The sequence below is a fragment of the Pseudomonas sp. PA-1-3F genome, assembly GCF_021609665.1.
Classification (GTDB): domain Bacteria; phylum Pseudomonadota; class Gammaproteobacteria; order Pseudomonadales; family Pseudomonadaceae; genus Aquipseudomonas; species Aquipseudomonas paracarnis.
Genome location: NZ_WJZD01000031.1, coordinates 60984 through 77257, shown reverse-complemented (window position 1 = coordinate 77257; position 16274 = coordinate 60984). Strand labels below are relative to the sequence as shown.

Sequence of the window (16274 nt, the reverse complement as noted above, 5' to 3'; positions counted from 1 at the left end):
GGCCACAAAGAAAGTTGCCTACAGGCGCGATAACCCTCGTGATTAAAAACCAACGCCCCTGTGGGGGGGGCGCTTCCCCCCGCGGGGGTCGGGCGCGCCCAAAAAAAAATGGGAGCGCTGCGCACTCCAGCGGGAGCAAGCTCCCTCGCCACAGGTATATCGTTTGACCATTCAGCCCTTCATTACTTGTGCAAGCAGCTCGTAGGAATGAATCCGGTCGGCGTGCTCATACAGGTCACTGGTAAAAATCAGCTCATCAGCACCGGTCTGCTCGATCAACACCTCCAACTTGCCGCGAATCTTCGCCGGGCTGCCCACCATGGCCAAGCCGAGGAAGCTACCGACCGCATCTTTTTCATGGGGCAACCACAGGCCGTCCATGGTTTTTACTGGAGGGCGCTGCACCAGGCTCTGGCCGCGCATCAAAGCGAGGATGCGCTGGTACACCGAGGTGGCCAGGTAATCGGCCTGCTCATCGGTGTCGGCCGCCACCAGCGGAATGCCGAGCATCACGTAGGGCTTGTCCAGTACGGCTGAAGGCTTGAAGTGATTGCGATACACGCGAATTGCCTCATGCATCAAGCGCGGTGCGAAATGGGAGGCGAAGGCGTAAGGCAAGCCACGCTCACCGGCCAATTGTGCGCTGAACAGGCTTGAACCCAGCAGCCACACCGGCACATTGGTGCCGGTGCCCGGTACCGCGATAACCCGTTGGTCGGGGGTACGCGGGCCGAGGTAGGCCATCAGCTCGGCCACATCTTCGGGGAAGTCATCGGCACTGCCGGAGCGTTCACGGCGCAGGGCGCGGGCGGTCATCTGGTCGGAACCGGGCGCGCGCCCCAGGCCCAGGTCAATACGACCGGGGTAGAGGCTTTCCAGCGTACCGAACTGCTCGGCGATCACCAGTGGCGCGTGGTTTGGCAACATCACCCCGCCAGACCCCACGCGAATGGTCGAGGTGCCGCCTGCCAGGTAACCGAGCAGTACCGAGGTGGCCGAACTGGCGATGCCGTCCATATTGTGGTGCTCAGCTACCCAGAAACGGTGGTAGCCGAACTTCTCCACATGCTGGGCCAGGTCCAGGGAATTGCGCAGCGACTGCGCCGGGCTGCCGTTGGCGCGTACGGGCACCAGGTCGAGGGTCGAGAACTTTACGTCGGACAGCGATTTCATAAGCCTGCTTCTCCAATGGGGGCGCAGGCTTTCTAGACGAACCAAAACCTGCCGCTTCATGTGCATGCTCTATGCAATGAGGGCATATACCCGAGATTCAATAGGTAGCTCTGAAATTTCCTACTAGATTGCTAGGTTTCTCTTACGAATGAACTTTGTTTTGACGTCTATCCTCAGAACCCTTACCGACGCAAAACCACCGTTCGAGGAGAAAGCTATGAGTATCGTTAAAAAGGCATCCGCGCATTGGGAAGGCGACCTGAAGACTGGCCTGGGCTCCATTTCCACCGAAACCGGCGTGCTGCGCGAAGCGCCCTACGGCTTCAAGGCCCGCTTCGAGGGCGGCAAGGGTACCAACCCTGAAGAATTGATCGGCGCGGCTCACGCCGGCTGTTTCTCCATGGCGTTTTCCATGATTCTCGGCGACGCCGGGCTCAAGGCTGAAAGCATCGACACCCAGGCCGAAGTGACTCTGGACCAGGTCGAGGGCGGCTTTGCGATTACAGCAGTGCATCTGATCCTGAAAGCCAAAATCCCAGGCGCGAGCCAGGCACAGTTCGATGAACTGAGCAAAAAAGCCAAGGAAGGGTGCCCGGTCTCCAAGGTACTGAATGCAACCATCACCTTGGATGCCACGCTGGTCAACTGACACAGCAGGCATCTTATGTGGGAGCGGGCTTGCTCGCGAATGCGGTGGATCAGCCGATATCTTCGGTGACTGATACTCCGTATTCGCGAGCGAGCCCGCTCCCACATTTTTAGTCCTGCGTAAAATCAGAACTCGTGTTTGTAAAATGTGGTCGAATAGCCCATGCAGCCTAGGCGCACACTCGTGCGCAGCGCATTCAGGGAGCTCCACACATGAAACGTTTTGCCTTGGCAATCATCTGCGGTGTATTGGCCACTTCGGCCGTGGCCGCGCCAAAAGATTGTGAAGAGCTCAGGAAAGAAATCGAAGTGAAGATCCAGGCCAAGGCGATTCCGTCCTACACCCTGGAAATCATCACCGCCGAAGAAGCCAAGAACCATGACGAAGCCATGATTGTCGGCTCATGCGAAAACGGCACCAAGCGCATCATCTATCAAAAGAACAACGACTGACTCAGATGCAGTTCACGCTGCGCTCTTCGGCCAATAGTTGGCGGGTTGAGTCGTACAGCCGGATGTTGGGCGTGAACGCCAGTGAGCGCCCTTCCAGCACATAGCGCTGGCCGGCCTGAAAGTGGTCGTACTGCAGCGTCATGAAGCAGGTGCGATACATCATCTGGCTGAGGCCACCCAGGCCGCCGCCAGCGGGCACTTCAAAGTCAAAGCGCACCATCAGCTCGTGAGGGCCGGGAGGCATTTGAAAAAAGCGCCCGTCGTCGAGGTTTTTCCCGTCCAGGCGCTGAGCCATTACCAACTTGGAACCCGGGGTGGGCGTGGTGAAATCGACCCAGGCCTGCTGCGGGTCCACGGGGGGGATGGGGGTCGAGGCGCAAGCGCTGAGGAATACAGCGGCGACGGGAAGCAAGAGCTGGCGCATGGCAGGTACTCAACACGAGAAGAGGCTTGAGTATAAACACGCCACGCCGTGGAAAAATCCCCGGCAAGCGCGATAGTCTGGCGAACCCATCACCCAGGAGCAGTCAGTGCATGATCAGGCGTTTTCTTCCAGGACTGATGGTTTTGCTGCTCAGCGGCTGCTCCAGTGTCAGTTATTACAGCCAGTTGGCGAGTGGCCAGTGGCACCTGTTGCGGGCCCGGGAGCCGGTTGCCGAAGTCATCGCCGACCCTGCTCGCCCGCCACTGCTGCGTGAGCATCTGGCTCAATCGCAGAAAGCTCGAACCTTTGCCAGTGAACACCTGCATCTGCCGGACAATCAAAGTTACCGGCTTTATGCCGATATTGGCCGACCCTATGTGGTCTGGAATGTCTTCGCCACGCAGGAATTTTCTCTGTCACCCCAGAACCATTGCTTTCCCATCGCCGGTTGCGTCGCCTATCGCGGCTACTACAACCAAGGTGCGGCCCGGGGCGAGGCGGCGCTGTTGCGGCAACAGGGCATGGATGTGTCGATCGGCGGCGTGGAGGCCTACTCCACCCTGGGCTGGTTCAACGACCCGATTATGAGCTCGATGATGAGCTGGGGCGATGAGCGCCTTGCCACGCTGATTTTCCATGAGCTGGCCCACCAGCGCTTCTACGTGAAGAATGACACCGAGTTCAACGAGTCCTATGCCAGTTTTGTCGAGCAGGAGGGCACGCGCCAATGGCGTGCGGCGCGGGGCCTGGCGCCTGTCGGCGATGCGGCGTTGAAGCAACGCGATCAATTTATCCGGCTGATTCTCGATACCCGTAGACGCCTGGAGGCGTTGTACGCGCAGCCGTTGGCAGCGGACGCGATGCGCCGTGCCAAAGCGGCGCAATTCGAGCAGTTGCGTAGTGAATATCGGCACCTGCGTGATAGCCAATGGGGTGGTGACAAGCGTTATGACGCCTGGATTAACCAGCCGATGAATAACGCGCGGCTTTTGCCGTTTGGGTTGTATGACCAATGGGTGCCGGCGTTTGCGGCGTTGTTCGCGCGGGAAGGCGGGGATTGGGTTAGGTTTTATGCGGCGGTGGAGCGGTTGGGTGGGTTGCCGGTGGAGCAGCGTAAAGCGGCGTTGAGGCAGTTGGAGAAGGTTGGCCGTTAGGGCCTCTTCGCAGGCAAGCCAGCTCCCACAGTTGACCGATTTTCAACATGAGCATGCGGTCAACTGTGGGAGCTGGCTTGCCTGCGAAAGCGGTCTCAAGGACGCTGCAAAAACGCCTGATGCATCTGGTCCAACGTCTCGAAATGCCAGGTCGGTGCCTCGGCACTCAGCTCTTCAAAACTACCAAACCCATACCCCACGGCGGCCGAATCCAGCCCATTACTGCGTGCGCCGATCAGGTCATGCTTGCGATCACCGATCATCAAGGTGGTGGCCGGGTCCAGCCGTTCCTCACGCATCAAATGCGCGATCAACTCGACCTTGTTGGTACGCGTGCCGTCCAGTTCGCTGCCGTAGATCACCTTGAAGTACTTGGCAAAGTCGAAATGCCGCGCAATCTCGCGGGCAAATTCCCACGGTTTGGAGGTGGCTACGTACAGCTGACGCCCTTGGCTGTTCAACTCTTCCAATAACGGCATGACGCCGTCGAACACGCGGTTTTCGTACAGGCCGGTGACCTTGAAGCGCTCACGGTAGAAATTCACCGCCTCCCATGCCTTGGCCTCGTCGAAGGCGTAAAACTGCATGAACGCCTGCAGCAAGGGCGGGCCGATGAAGTGTTCGAGTTTGGTCAGGTCGGGCTCATCAATGCCCAGTTTGGCCAAGGCGTACTGGATCGAACGGGTAATGCCCTCGCGTGGGTCGGTGAGGGTGCCGTCCAGGTCGAACAGGACGGTGGGGTGATGCAGGGTCATTGATCGAATCCTTCAGCCAGGTGCAGGTCTTTGAGCTTCACGTAGTTCGCAGCGCTGTAGGTGAAAAAGGCGCGTTCTTTGTCAGTCAATGCGCGAACCTGTTTGACCGGGCTGCCCACATACAAAAAACCACTGTCGAGTTTCTTGCCTGGCGGCACCAGGCTGCCGGCGCCGATGATCACGTCGTCTTCGACCACGGCGCCATCCATCACGATACTGCCCATGCCGATCAGGATGCGGTTACCCACGGTGCAGCCATGCAGCATGACTTTGTGGGCGATGGTCACATCGTCGCCGATCAGCAACGGGTAACCCTGCGGATTGAACGGCCCCGCATGGGTAATGTGCAGCACGCAGCCGTCTTGCACGCTGGTGCGCGCACCGATGCGGATGCGATGCATGTCGCCGCGGATCACTGTCAGCGGCCAAACCGAGCTGTCAGTGCCGATTTCGACATCGCCGATCACCACCGCCGAAATATCGACAAACGCCCCGGCGCCGAGGGTTGGCGTGTGGTTCTGATAGGTGCGAAGGGTCACGATAGCCTCTCTCTCTTCTGCTGATAGCTGCGGTGGGTGTTGATTGTAATTAAGATGGCCCCATCTTTGTTCTACATGTTTCTTCAGCCAAGGTGCCCACCGTGAGCGCGAACAACCCTCTTTTGCAGTCCTACGACCTGCCGCCGTTCTCGGCGATCCGTGCCGAGCACGTGCAGCCGGCCATCGAACAGATCCTCGCCGACAACCGCGTGGCAATCGCAGAGATCCTGCAAAGCCAGGGTAAAAATCCGACGTGGGCAGGCCTGGTCCTGGCCATGGATGAACTCAATGATCGCCTTGGCGCGGCCTGGAGCCCGGTCAGCCACCTCAATGCCGTGTGCAATAGCGCCGAACTGCGCGAAGCCTACGAGGCGTGCCTGCCGGCATTGAGCGCCTACTCCACCGAAATGGGCCAGAACCGTGAGCTGTTCCAGGCCTTCGAAGCCCTGGCCAACAGCCCGGAAGCTGCCGGTTTCGATGTGGCGCAAAAAACCATTCTGGAACACTCCCTGCGTGACTTCCGCCTGTCTGGTATTGATTTGCCGCCGGAGCAGCAAAAACGCTACGCCGAGGTGCAGAGCAAGCTGTCCGAGTTGGGCAGCAAATTCTCCAACCAGTTGCTGGACGCCACCCAGGCCTGGACCAAGCACGTCACTGATGAGGCGACACTTGCCGGCCTGACCGATTCGGCCAAGGCGCAAATGGCTGCCGCCGCCCAGGCCAAGGGCCTCGACGGCTGGCTGATCACGTTGGAATTCCCCAGCTACTACGCCGTCATGACCTACGCCCAGGACCGCGCCCTGCGTGAAGAGGTTTATGCCGCCTACTGCACCCGTGCGTCGGACCAGGGCCCGAATGCCGGTCAGAACGATAACGGCCCGGTGATGGAGCAGATCCTCGACCTGCGTCAGGAACTGGCCCAATTGTTGGGTTATGCGTCGTTCTCCGAGTTGAGCCTGGCCACCAAGATGGCCGAATCCAGCGACCAGGTGCTGAGCTTCCTGCGCGACCTGGCCAAGCGCAGCAAGCCGTTCGCCGCCCAGGACCTGCAGCAACTCAAGGCCTACGCCGCCGAGCAAGGCTGCGCCGATTTGCAGAGCTGGGACAGCGGTTTCTACGGCGAAAAACTGCGTGAGCAGCGCTACAGCGTGTCCCAGGAAGCGCTGCGCGCCTACTTCCCCATCGACAAAGTGCTGGGCGGCCTGTTTGCCATTGTGCAGCGCCTGTACGGCATCGAGATCGCTGAGCTTAAAGGCTTCGACACCTGGCACCCGGATGTGCGCTTGTTCGAGATCAAGGAGAACGGCGAGCACGTCGGACGCTTCTTCTTCGACCTGTATGCCCGCGCCAACAAGCGTGGCGGTGCCTGGATGGACGGTGCCCGTGACCGCCGCCGTACACTTGATGGCGTGCTGCAAAGCCCCGTGGCCAACCTGGTGTGCAACTTCACCCCGGCCGACAGTGGCAAGCCTGCCCTGCTGACCCACGATGAAGTCACCACCCTGTTCCACGAATTCGGCCACGGCCTGCATCACCTGCTCACCCGCGTGGAGCACGCCGGCGTATCCGGTATCAACGGTGTGGCGTGGGACGCGGTGGAACTGCCGAGCCAATTCATGGAGAACTGGTGCTGGGAGCCTGAAGGCCTGGCGCTGATCTCCGGCCACTACGAAACCGGCGAGCCCCTGCCCCAGGACCTGCTGGAAAAAATGCTCGCGGCGAAAAACTTCCAGTCCGGCCTGATGATGGTGCGTCAGCTGGAGTTCTCGCTGTTCGACTTTGAACTGCACGCCACCCATGGCGATGGTCGCAGCGTGGCCCAGGTACTTGAAGGCGTGCGCGATGAAGTCTCGGTCATGCGCCCACCGGCCTACAACCGCTTCCCCAACAGCTTCGCGCACATCTTCGCCGGCGGTTATGCGGCGGGTTACTACAGCTACAAATGGGCGGAAGTGCTGTCGGCGGACGCGTTCTCCAAGTTTGAGGAAGACGGCGTGCTCAACGCCCAGACCGGGCGTGCCTTCCGTGAAGCCATCCTTGCCCGTGGCGGCTCCCAGGCGCCGATGGTGCTGTTCGTCGATTTCCGCGGACGCGCGCCGTCGATTGACGCACTCTTGCGCCACAGCGGCTTGAGTGAGGACGCGGCAGCATGAGTGAAGGGCCTGTGATTACCAAAAAGCAATTTATCGCCGGGGCGGTCTGCCCGGCGTGCAGCGAGCCGGACAAGTTGAAGATGTGGACCGAAGACAGCGTGCCGCACCGCGAATGCGTGGCCTGCGGGTATACCGATACGCTGAATGATCAAGGCCTGTCGGTGCCCAAGGAATTGGGCACTAGGGTCAATACCACCGCGTTGAAAGCGCCGGCCGATCCTAAGGTGCAGGCAGTGCAGTTCTTCCCGAACCCGAAGCTGAAAAAAGACTAAGCCGGCACTCACTGTAGGAGCGAGCTTGCTCGCGAAGAACTCAACAGCGCGGCGTTTATCCAGGAAAACGCGCGTTATCGTTAACGTTCTTCGCGAGCAAGCTCGCTCCTACCATTTTTTTTCTTCCTTACCCGTTGTGCTGATCCAGCCTTTCATTGAGCACAACGCAAAGGCGCTGGTGCTGCAATCCCCATTCGCCAAAGCTGTGCGCAACTTGTCGACATCGGCTTTCATCATGTAGCGAACGCCATCCTTGAAACCATTGCTGCTGCCAAAGCCGCCCAAGGTCATTTCGTTCAGCGCGTCCTCCTTGCTCCACCCTTGAACCACCACCCGATACATCGCTGCCATCAGGCCGGTGCGGTCGGCGCCGTGCTTGCAATGCATCAACACCGGGCCATCGGCCTCTGCTGCCTGAATCGCTCTGATTGCCGCCAGCACGTCGGCATCGTCGACGTGGTTGGTTCGATAGCTCAACTGCACCTGTTTGATATCAGAGGACTGGAGCCACTGCGTATCAGATTCTGGCAAGAAGTTGATGACCGTAACGATCTTGAGTTTTTGCAATAACGGCAGCGCATGTCCATCCGGCAATGCGCTGCGATAGAGCGTGGGTGTCATCTGGTGCAGGTTGTATTGGTTACCCACCGGCTGGGCCCACTCCGGCGAGCGGATCGACGCAGCCTCATCGGCTTGTACGGTGCTGAACAGGCTCGTGAGCGCCAGGCCGAGAACGAGGAGTAAGCGTGTGTTGAACATGAACGTTGTGACCGAGCTAGGAAGTGGCTGATGGGCCGCAGATTCACTCAAAGCGGGTCAATACGGCGTGAGGTCCGTGTCAAAGAATCGTGATGCCTGCGATCTGATCCGGTGTTTTTGTCACCGAATCGACGCCTCTGAATTCTTAGCCTGCTATCATTTGTAACTAATGTTTGCCATTGTGCTGTGTCTGCTTGGATCCAATCAGCGGCAAAGCCTTCACGCTGCTCCCAGAAGCGGCGGATAAACCCGTGACCACATGATGAGGTGTACCTATGTCTGATCAAGATCAAGACAACCCCCGGCGTGACTTTTTACGCAAATCCTTGACCTTGATCCCGGTGGTCACGGTTGCCAGCAGCGGCCTTGGCGGTTCGATGTTGATGGCCACGCCGGAACCGGCCCAGGCCGAGCCGGCCAAACCCGCGGTCAGCGACAAAGCCTACGAGCCAAGTTATTTCACGGCCGAGGAATGGGCGTTTATCAACGCCGCCGTCGAGCGCTTGATTCCCGCTGACGCCCAAGGCCCAGGTGCCTTGGAAGCTGGCGCGCCGGAATACATCGACCGCCAGATGAACACCCCTTACGCCAGTGGCGCCCTGTGGTTCATGCAAGGCCCGTTCAACGCTGATGCGGCGCCGGAGATGGGCTGGCAAAGTAAATTGGTACCCAAGGAGATCTATCGCCTCGGCATTGCTGCTACGGATGCGTGGTCGAAAGCGTTCAACGGTAAGGCTTTTGCTGCGCAAGACAGCGCTACCCGAGACGATATGCTGCGACGCCTGGAGGCTGGCGGCAGTGAAGTCGCTGCGCACTTCGACGCGGTGCCGCCCAAGATGTTCTTCAACCTTTTGCTGCAAAACACCAAGGAAGGCTTCTTCTGCGACCCTATTCACGGCGGTAATAAAGGCATGGTCGGCTGGACCATGATCGGCTTTCCCGGCGCCCGCGCCGATTTCATGGATTGGGTGGAACGCAACGAGCAATACCCCTTCCCGGCTGTTTCCATTCGCGGCGAGAGGGCGTAAACGTGGCGACCATCATGAAGAAAGTGGATGCAGTGATTGTGGGCTTCGGCTGGACGGGCGCGATCATGGCCAAAGAGCTGACAGAAGCGGGCCTCAACGTGGTAGCGCTGGAGCGCGGCCCGATGCAGGACACTTATCCAGACGGCAACTATCCCCAGGTCATCGACGAATTGACCTACAGCGTGCGTAAGAAGCTGTTCCAGGACATCTCCAAAGAAACGGTGACCATTCGCCACAGCGTGAATGACGTCGCCCTGCCCAATCGTCAGTTGGGCGCGTTCTTGCCGGGCAATGGCGTTGGTGGTGCGGGGCTGCACTGGTCGGGCGTGCATTTTCGCGTTGATCCAATTGAGCTGCGCATGCGCAGCCATTACGAAGAGCGCTACGGGAAGAACTTCATTCCCAAGGACATGACCATCCAGGACTTCGGCGTCAGCTACGAAGAGCTGGAGCCGTTTTTCGACTATGCGGAAAAAGTCTTTGGCACCTCCGGGCAAGCCTGGACGGTCAAGGGCCAACTGGTCGGTGAAGGCCGTGGCGGCAACCCCTACGCGCCGGATCGCTCCAACCCGTTCCCGCTGGAGGCGCAGAAAAATACTGTCTCCGCCCAGCTGTTTCAGAAAGCGGCGACCGACGTAGGTTACAAACCTTACAACCTGCCTTCGGCCAATACGTCGGGGCCGTACACCAACCCCTACGGTGCGCAGATGGGCCCGTGCAACTTCTGCGGGTTTTGCAGTGGCTACGTGTGCTACATGTACTCCAAGGCTTCGCCGAACGTGAACATCCTGCCGGCCTTGCGCCAGGTGCCCAACTTCGAGCTGCGGCCCAATTCCCACGTGCTCAAGGTCAACCTCGACAGCACCAAGAAGAAAGCCACCGGCGTGACCTACATCGACGCCCAGGGCCGCGAATGTGAACAACCGGCCGACCTGGTGATTCTTGGCGCATTCCAGTTCCATAACGTGCGCCTGATGCTGCTGTCGGGCATCGGCAAGCCCTACGACCCGATTACCAACGAGGGTGTGGTAGGCCGCAACTTCGCCTACCAGAACATGGGCACCATCAAGGCGTTCTTCGACAAGGACACCCACACCAACAACTTTATCGGCGCGGGCGGCAATGGCGTGGCCATCGACGACTTCAACGCCGACAACTTTGACCATGGCCCCCATGGCTTTGTGGGGGGGTCGCCGATGTGGGTCAACCAGGCGGGCAGCCGGCCGATTGCCGGTACGTCCAACCCGCCGGGCACGCCGGCGTGGGGCAGTGCCTGGAAGCGCGCCACCGCCGATTACTACACCCATCAAGTCTCAATGGATTCCCACGGTGCCCATCAGTCCTACCGGAGCAACTACCTGGATCTGGACCCGGTTTACCGCGATGCCTACGGCCTGCCGCTGCTGCGCATGACCTTCGACTGGCAAGAAAACGATATCAAGATGAACCGCTTCATGATGGAAAAAATGGGCAAAGTGGCCCAGGCCATGAACCCCAAGGCCATCGCCGTGCTGGGTAAAAAGGTTGGTGAGCATTTCAATACCGCCTCTTACCAGACCACCCACCTCAACGGTGGCGCGATCATGGGCACCGACCCGAAAACCAGTGCGTTGAACCGCTACTTGCAGAGCTGGGATGTACACAACGTCTTTGTCCCTGGTGCTTCCGCTTTCCCACAAGGCTTGGGCTACAACCCTACCGGCCTGGTGGCAGCGTTGACCTATTGGTCGGCTCGCGCGATTCGCGAGCAGTACCTCAAAAACCCCGGCCCGCTGGTTCAGGCATAAGGAGCGATGACCATGAAAGCACTCGTTATCGCCTCCCTGGCGCTGTTCAGCAGCTGCTCGATCAGCGCCGCCGAAACCGATCTGATCAAGCAGGGTGAATACCTGGCGCGCGCCGGCGACTGTGTTGCCTGCCATACCGCCAAGGGTGGCAAGCCCTTCGCTGGAGGCCTGCCAATGGAAACGCCTATTGGCGTGATCTACTCCACCAACATCACCCCGGACAAGACCGGCCTGGGCGACTACAGCTTCGAGGATTTCGACAAGGCCGTGCGCCATGGTGTCGCCAAGAACGGTAGTACGCTTTACCCGGCGATGCCCTACCCGTCTTATGCACGTGTCAGCGACAGCGATATGCAAGCGCTGTATGCGTACTTTATGAAGGGGGTCGAACCGGTTGCCCAGGAAAACAAGGACAGCGATATTCCCTGGCCCTTGAGCATGCGTTGGCCGTTGGCGGCCTGGCGCTGGATGTTTGCCCCGGCAGTCGAGGCGCAGCAGCCGCAAGCCGCTGCCGACCCGGTGATCGATCGCGGTGCCTACCTGGTGGAAGGTCTCGGACATTGCGGCGCCTGCCATACGCCGCGTGCCCTGACCATGCAGGAAAAAGCCCTGAGTGCCACGGACGGCAGCGCCTTCCTCTCTGGCAGTGCGCCGTTGGAAGGCTGGATTGCCAAAAGCCTGCGCGGCGACCACAAGGACGGCCTCGGCAGCTGGAGCGAAGAGCAACTGGTGCAGTTTCTCAAGACCGGCCGCAGTGACCGCGGTGCGGTGTTCGGCGGTATGAGCGATGTTGTCGTCCATAGCATGCAGTACATGTCGGAAGATGACCTGACCGCTATCGCGCGATACCTCAAGAGCCTGCCGGCAGTCGATCCGAAGGACCAGCCGCACCAATACGACAAGCAGGTAGCGCAAGCGCTCTGGAAAGGTGATGACAGCAAGCCGGGCGCCTCGGTGTATATCGACAACTGCGCGGCCTGCCACCGTACCGACGGCCATGGCTATACGCGGGTATTCCCGGCGCTGGCGGGCAACCCGGTGTTGCAGACGGCAGATGCCACGTCGTTGATCAACATTGTGTTGAACGGCGGCACCTTGCCGGCCACCCATGCGGCGCCATCAACCTTCACTATGCCAGCGTTCGCCTGGCGTCTGTCGGACCAGGAAGTGGCGGATGTGGTCAGTTTTATCCGTGGCAGCTGGGGCAACCAGGGCGCGCCGGTCAAGGCGAGCGATGTGGCGGACCTGCGCAAAAACGATCTGCACACCACCTCGGGCGATGACCTGGGGCAGGTGACGCAAAAGCACTGATAAGTTCGCTGGCCGCCCAACGGCACTGGTCAGAAACCTCGCGCCTCGATACTGTATATAAAAACAGTATCGAGGCGTTTTCATGTCTACTGCGCTGCCGCCCCGTGGCCGGGGTACGGCCACCAATCTGCATAATCGCTTTGCACCCACCGTCAGCGTGGCCGAGGACGACGGTTGGTATCAGGAAGTGCCGCCGACCCAAGGCACCGAAGTGCGTATCGAAACGGCCAAGACCATCATCACCCGCAACAACTCGCCGGACTTGCCGTTTGATCGGTCGATCAACCCGTATCGTGGTTGTGAACATGGTTGCATCTACTGCTATGCGCGGCCCAGCCATGCCTATTGGGACATGTCGCCCGGGCTGGACTTTGAAACCAGATTGATTGCCAAGAGCAATGCGGCCGATGTGCTGGAACAGCAGCTGTCCAAGCCGGGCTACGTGTGTGCGCCGATCAACCTGGGCTCCAATACCGATCCGTACCAGCCAATCGAGCGCGAATACCGGATCACCCGGCAAACCCTTGAAGTACTGCTGCGCTACCGCCACCCAGTGACGATCATCACCAAGGGCTCGCTGATCCTGCGCGACCTCGACCTGCTGACCGAGTTGGCCCGCCAGCGGCTGGTGGCGGTGATGATCAGCCTCACCAGCCTGGACGACGAGCTCAAGCGCATCCTGGAACCGCGCACGGCGGCCCCCAAGGCACGGCTGCGGGCGATTCGGGTAATGCGTGACGCAGGCATCCCGGTGGGCGTGCTTTGTTCGCCAATGATCCCGATGATCAACGACAGCGAGCTGGAGAGCCTGCTTACCGAAGCTCGCGCGGCCGGCGCACAAAGCGCGGCGTATATGATGCTGCGCCTGCCGTTGGAGGTGGCGCCGTTGTTCGAGGAGTGGCTGGCGGCCCATTACCCCCAGCGAGCAACCCATGTGATGAGCCTGGTGCGTCAAGTACGCGGGGGTGAGGTGTATGACAGCCGGTTTGGCGTGCGTATGCGCGGTGAAGGGCCGTTTGCCGATTTGCTGGCGCAGCGTTTCAGCAAGGCGATCAAGCGTCTGGGGCTGAATCGGCGGGAAGGGTTCAACCTTGATTGCACGGCGTTTTGCCCACCGGGCAGGCAGATGGCTTTGTTGTAGACTGAGGGAGAGACGTGCACCTTTGCTGTAGGAATAGTCGCGTTTTGACATCACTGAAACCCGCGTTCTAGAGCGGTTCATTCAGTTTGAGTTAAGTTTCGACGGTTACCTTGTTCAGCGAGTGACTGATGAGTTGGCGGCCTGGCCGGTGCTTGTTTTACAACTATTTCACCGCCATGGCGTCGAACTGACCTGAACCCTCCCCTGCATTGATCAAGAGGATGAATCATGAGTGACAAGGATAAACAGCCGTTGGCTGCGTCGGCTTCAGCCCCTCAGGTGGCGGAATCCGCCGATGCAGCGCTGCAGCATATCGTTGACGGCTTTTTGCATTTCCATCACGACGTCTTCCCCCAGCAGGAAGAACTCTTCAAGAAACTCGCCACCGCCCAGAGCCCACGGGCGATGTTCATCACCTGCGCCGACTCGCGCATCGTGCCCGAGCTGATCACCCAGAGCTCCCCAGGCGACCTGTTCGTGACCCGTAACGTCGGTAACGTGGTGCCGCCCTACGGCCAGATGAACGGCGGTGTTTCCACGGCTATCGAATACGCTGTGCTCGCCCTTGGCGTACAGCACATCATCGTGTGCGGGCATTCGGACTGCGGCGCCATGCGTGCCGTGCTCAACCCCGACAGTCTGGAAAAGATGCCGACGGTCAAGGCCTGGTTGCGTCACGCCGAGGTAGCCAAGACCATGGTCCATGACAACTGCGACTGCGCCAACGAAGGCGAGAGCATGGCGGTGCTGACCGAAGAAAACGTCATCGCCCAACTGCAACATTTGCGTACCCACCCTTCCGTGGCTTCGCGCATGGCCAATGGTCATTTGTTTATCCATGGTTGGATCTACAACATCGAGACCAGCGAAATTCGGGCCTACGATGCGGACAAAGCGGCGTTCCGACCGCTGAACGGCACCGAGCCGATCCCTTCAGCGACGCCTAAAGCGCGCTTCTAAAACACTTCCCTGCCGGGTAATGCGGTGGCTGCCATGGATGCAGCCAGGCTTTACCGCGCCCGGCGAATGCCTCGGGAGAGTCATCATGCGTGCTGCTCAATTGAAAGCTGTATTGCCACGGGAGCTGCTCGCCTCGGTGGTTGTTTTTCTGGTCGCCTTGCCACTGTGCATGGGCATCGCGATTGCGTCCGGCATGCCGCCGGCCAAGGGCCTGATCACTGGCATCATCGGCGGCCTGGTGGTGGGCTGGTTGGCCGGCTCGCCGCTGCAAGTCAGCGGCCCGGCGGCGGGTCTGGCGGTGCTGGTGTTCGAGCTGGTGCGCCAGCACGGCATGCTGATGCTGGGGCCGATCCTGTTGCTGGCCGGTTTCCTGCAATTGGTTGCCGGGCGTTTGCGCCTGGGCTGCTGGTTTCGCGTCACCGCGCCGGCGGTGGTCTACGGCATGTTGGCCGGGATTGGCGTGTTGATCGTGCTGTCGCAGGTTCATGTGATGCTCGACGGCGCGCCAAAGCCGTCAGGGCTGGATAACCTCGCAGGATTCCCGGCAGCGCTGGCTGCAGCAATTCCTACCTTCGGCGGCGGGCTCGGCTGGCAGGCTGGCGTACTTGGTTTGTCGACGATGTTGGTGATGTACCTGTGGGACAAATTCCGCCCGCAACAACTGCGGTTTGTGCCTGGCGCGTTGCTTGGCGTGGGCCTGGCGACTGTTGCCAGCCTGGTGCTGGCGTTGCAGGTCAAGCGCGTGGAGGTCCCGGAAAACCTTGCGGACGCTATCGACTGGCTGCGCCCCAGCGACTTGCTGAACCTGGCGGATCCACAGTTGCTGATCGCGGCATTCGCCGTGGCGTTTATTGCCAGTGCCGAAACCCTGCTGTCTGCCGCAGCGGTGGACCGCATGCACAGTGGTCAACGTTCGGATTTCGATAAGGAATTGTCGGCCCAAGGGGTGGGCAACATGCTCTGCGGTCTGGTTGGCGCTTTGCCAATGACCGGCGTGATCGTGCGCAGCTCGGCTAACGTCCAGGCCGGGGCAACCACGCGTCTGTCGGCGATGTTCCATGGCCTATGGCTGCTGGGTTTCGTGCTCTTGCTGTCGAGCGTGCTGCAGAGCATTCCGGTCGCGAGCCTGGCGGGTGTGCTGGTGTACACCGGCATCAAGTTGGTAGACATCAAGGCGTTCAAGGCGCTAGGCCGCTATGGGCGGATGCCGATGTTCACCTATGCGGCCACGGCACTGGCAATCATCTTCACCGATTTGCTGACCGGTGTGCTGGTGGGGTTTGGGCTTACATTGGTGAAGCTGGCGTTCAAGGCGTCGCGCCTGAAAGTCAGCCTGATCGACCTGCCCCAGGAAGGTGAGATGGAGCTGCGTTTGACGGGGGCGGCGACCTTTCTGAAGGTGCCGGCGTTGACTCAAGTGTTGTCGGCGGTACCTGCGGGGACCACCCTGCATGTGCCGTTGAGCAACTTGAGTTACATCGACCACTCTTGCCTGGAGTTGCTGGAAGAATGGGGCCGTGCCAATGCGGCCAAGGGCTCGACGTTGGTGATCGAGGCGCGTGGGTTGAAGCGTCGGCTGGAAGGTCGGGTGAGAACGACAGTTGGGATTGGCTCAGCGCCTGCCTGAACACCCCCCAAACTGTGGGTGTCACTGTTCTTTGTAGGAGCGAGCTTGCTCGCGAGAAACGCTAACGATAACGCGTGCTTGCTGAATAAA

Annotated in this window: 16 protein-coding genes; 11 read left to right on the top strand and 5 right to left on the bottom strand. The window is 60.0% G+C overall.

Features of this window, described 5'->3' with window-relative positions; genetic code table 11:
- Positions 1-171 precede the first annotated feature (171 nt).
- Complete coding sequence (locus GIV26_RS21130) at positions 172-1173, bottom strand: LLM class flavin-dependent oxidoreductase (protein ID WP_034129211.1); 1002 nt, start codon at positions 1171-1173, stop codon at positions 172-174.
- Between the two features lie 217 nt (positions 1174-1390).
- On the opposite strand from GIV26_RS21130, the gene GIV26_RS21125 reads away from it, so the two are divergent.
- Positions 1391-1822, top strand: coding sequence for an OsmC family protein (locus GIV26_RS21125; RefSeq protein ID WP_034129212.1), 432 nt, complete (start codon positions 1391-1393; stop codon positions 1820-1822).
- A 212-nt stretch (positions 1823-2034) separates the two neighbouring features.
- Entirely contained in the window at positions 2035-2274 is a 240-nt protein-coding gene (locus GIV26_RS21120) for a DUF1161 domain-containing protein (protein ID WP_003187312.1), read from the top strand.
- Position 2275: 1 nt separating this feature from the next.
- On the opposite strand, the gene GIV26_RS21115 is transcribed toward GIV26_RS21120, so the two are convergent.
- Positions 2276-2698 (bottom strand): PA0061/PA0062 family lipoprotein, encoded by a 423-nt coding sequence (locus GIV26_RS21115; RefSeq protein ID WP_034134140.1) that lies wholly within the window; start codon positions 2696-2698, stop codon positions 2276-2278.
- Between the two features lie 110 nt (positions 2699-2808).
- Here GIV26_RS21115 and GIV26_RS21110 point away from each other — a divergent pair, with 110 nt between their 5' ends.
- Positions 2809-3852 (top strand): aminopeptidase, encoded by a 1044-nt coding sequence (locus GIV26_RS21110; RefSeq protein WP_236282067.1) that lies wholly within the window; start codon positions 2809-2811, stop codon positions 3850-3852.
- Positions 3853-3947: 95 nt separating this feature from the next.
- On the opposite strand, the gene GIV26_RS21105 is transcribed toward GIV26_RS21110, so the two are convergent.
- Together GIV26_RS21105 and GIV26_RS21100 are read right to left on the bottom strand one after the other, a co-directional pair.
- Positions 3948-4607, bottom strand: a complete 660-nt coding sequence (locus tag GIV26_RS21105) for an HAD family hydrolase (RefSeq protein ID WP_034129215.1) — start codon at positions 4605-4607, stop codon at positions 3948-3950.
- Complete coding sequence (locus GIV26_RS21100) at positions 4604-5146, bottom strand: gamma carbonic anhydrase family protein (protein WP_127880299.1); 543 nt, start codon at positions 5144-5146, stop codon at positions 4604-4606. The genes GIV26_RS21105 and GIV26_RS21100 overlap by 4 nt, the downstream gene beginning before the upstream one ends.
- 101 nt (positions 5147-5247) lie before the next feature.
- Here GIV26_RS21100 and prlC point away from each other — a divergent pair, with 101 nt between their 5' ends.
- Positions 5248-7299, top strand: a complete 2052-nt coding sequence (gene prlC, locus GIV26_RS21095) for an oligopeptidase A (RefSeq protein WP_054897247.1) — start codon at positions 5248-5250, stop codon at positions 7297-7299.
- Positions 7296-7571 (top strand): YheV family putative zinc ribbon protein, encoded by a 276-nt coding sequence (locus GIV26_RS21090; protein ID WP_020301415.1) that lies wholly within the window; start codon positions 7296-7298, stop codon positions 7569-7571. Before prlC ends, GIV26_RS21090 begins: the two co-directional genes overlap by 4 nt.
- A gap of 108 nt (positions 7572-7679) precedes the next feature.
- Here the strand turns inward: GIV26_RS21090 and GIV26_RS21085 are convergent, their stop codons facing one another.
- Positions 7680-8330, bottom strand: coding sequence for a dual specificity protein phosphatase family protein (locus GIV26_RS21085; protein WP_197900082.1), 651 nt, complete (start codon positions 8328-8330; stop codon positions 7680-7682).
- A 275-nt stretch (positions 8331-8605) separates the two neighbouring features.
- Here GIV26_RS21085 and GIV26_RS21080 point away from each other — a divergent pair, with 275 nt between their 5' ends.
- The 6 genes from GIV26_RS21080 (at position 8606) to GIV26_RS21055 (ending at position 16184) form a co-directional block, all read left to right on the top strand.
- A complete protein-coding gene (locus GIV26_RS21080; RefSeq protein WP_072445699.1) occupies positions 8606-9358 on the top strand; it encodes a gluconate 2-dehydrogenase subunit 3 family protein in 753 nt (250 codons plus the stop codon).
- 2 nt (positions 9359-9360) lie between these two features.
- Complete coding sequence (locus GIV26_RS21075) at positions 9361-11145, top strand: GMC family oxidoreductase (RefSeq protein ID WP_032894333.1); 1785 nt, start codon at positions 9361-9363, stop codon at positions 11143-11145.
- 12 nt (positions 11146-11157) lie between these two features.
- Positions 11158-12456 carry a cytochrome c gene (locus GIV26_RS21070; RefSeq protein WP_236282065.1) on the top strand — a complete coding sequence of 433 codons (1299 nt, stop codon included), beginning with the start codon at positions 11158-11160 and terminating at the stop codon, positions 12454-12456.
- 82 nt (positions 12457-12538) lie between these two features.
- A complete protein-coding gene (locus GIV26_RS21065) occupies positions 12539-13597 on the top strand; it encodes a PA0069 family radical SAM protein (protein ID WP_236282063.1) in 1059 nt (352 codons plus the stop codon).
- Between the two features lie 228 nt (positions 13598-13825).
- The gene (locus tag GIV26_RS21060) at positions 13826-14557 is read left to right on the top strand and encodes a carbonic anhydrase (RefSeq protein ID WP_003187331.1); all 732 of its coding nucleotides are present in this window, start codon (positions 13826-13828) and stop codon (positions 14555-14557) included.
- Positions 14558-14642: 85 nt separating this feature from the next.
- Positions 14643-16184, top strand: a complete 1542-nt coding sequence (locus GIV26_RS21055) for a SulP family inorganic anion transporter (RefSeq protein ID WP_034129222.1) — start codon at positions 14643-14645, stop codon at positions 16182-16184.
- Positions 16185-16274: the final 90 nt, after the last annotated feature.

Excerpts from the sequence above, each read along its gene's own strand:
- GIV26_RS21115 (WP_034134140.1), bottom strand. The coding sequence starts at position 2,698 with ATGCGCCAGCTCTTGCTTCCCGTCGCCGCTGTATTCCTCAGCGCTTGC.
- GIV26_RS21060 (WP_003187331.1), top strand. The coding sequence starts at position 13,826 with ATGAGTGACAAGGATAAACAGCCGTTGGCTGCGTCGGCTTCAGCCCCT.
- GIV26_RS21070 (WP_236282065.1), top strand. The coding sequence starts at position 11,158 with ATGAAAGCACTCGTTATCGCCTCCCTGGCGCTGTTCAGCAGCTGCTCG.
- GIV26_RS21055 (WP_034129222.1), top strand. The coding sequence starts at position 14,643 with ATGCGTGCTGCTCAATTGAAAGCTGTATTGCCACGGGAGCTGCTCGCC.
- GIV26_RS21105 (WP_034129215.1), bottom strand. The coding sequence starts at position 4,607 with ATGACCCTGCATCACCCCACCGTCCTGTTCGACCTGGACGGCACCCTC.
- GIV26_RS21085 (WP_197900082.1), bottom strand. The coding sequence starts at position 8,330 with ATGTTCAACACACGCTTACTCCTCGTTCTCGGCCTGGCGCTCACGAGC.
- GIV26_RS21065 (WP_236282063.1), top strand. The coding sequence starts at position 12,539 with ATGTCTACTGCGCTGCCGCCCCGTGGCCGGGGTACGGCCACCAATCTG.
- GIV26_RS21090 (WP_020301415.1), top strand. The coding sequence starts at position 7,296 with ATGAGTGAAGGGCCTGTGATTACCAAAAAGCAATTTATCGCCGGGGCG.
- GIV26_RS21080 (WP_072445699.1), top strand. The coding sequence starts at position 8,606 with ATGTCTGATCAAGATCAAGACAACCCCCGGCGTGACTTTTTACGCAAA.
- GIV26_RS21125 (WP_034129212.1), top strand. The coding sequence starts at position 1,391 with ATGAGTATCGTTAAAAAGGCATCCGCGCATTGGGAAGGCGACCTGAAG.
- GIV26_RS21130 (WP_034129211.1), bottom strand. The coding sequence starts at position 1,173 with ATGAAATCGCTGTCCGACGTAAAGTTCTCGACCCTCGACCTGGTGCCC.
- GIV26_RS21120 (WP_003187312.1), top strand. The coding sequence starts at position 2,035 with ATGAAACGTTTTGCCTTGGCAATCATCTGCGGTGTATTGGCCACTTCG.
- GIV26_RS21110 (WP_236282067.1), top strand. The coding sequence starts at position 2,809 with ATGATCAGGCGTTTTCTTCCAGGACTGATGGTTTTGCTGCTCAGCGGC.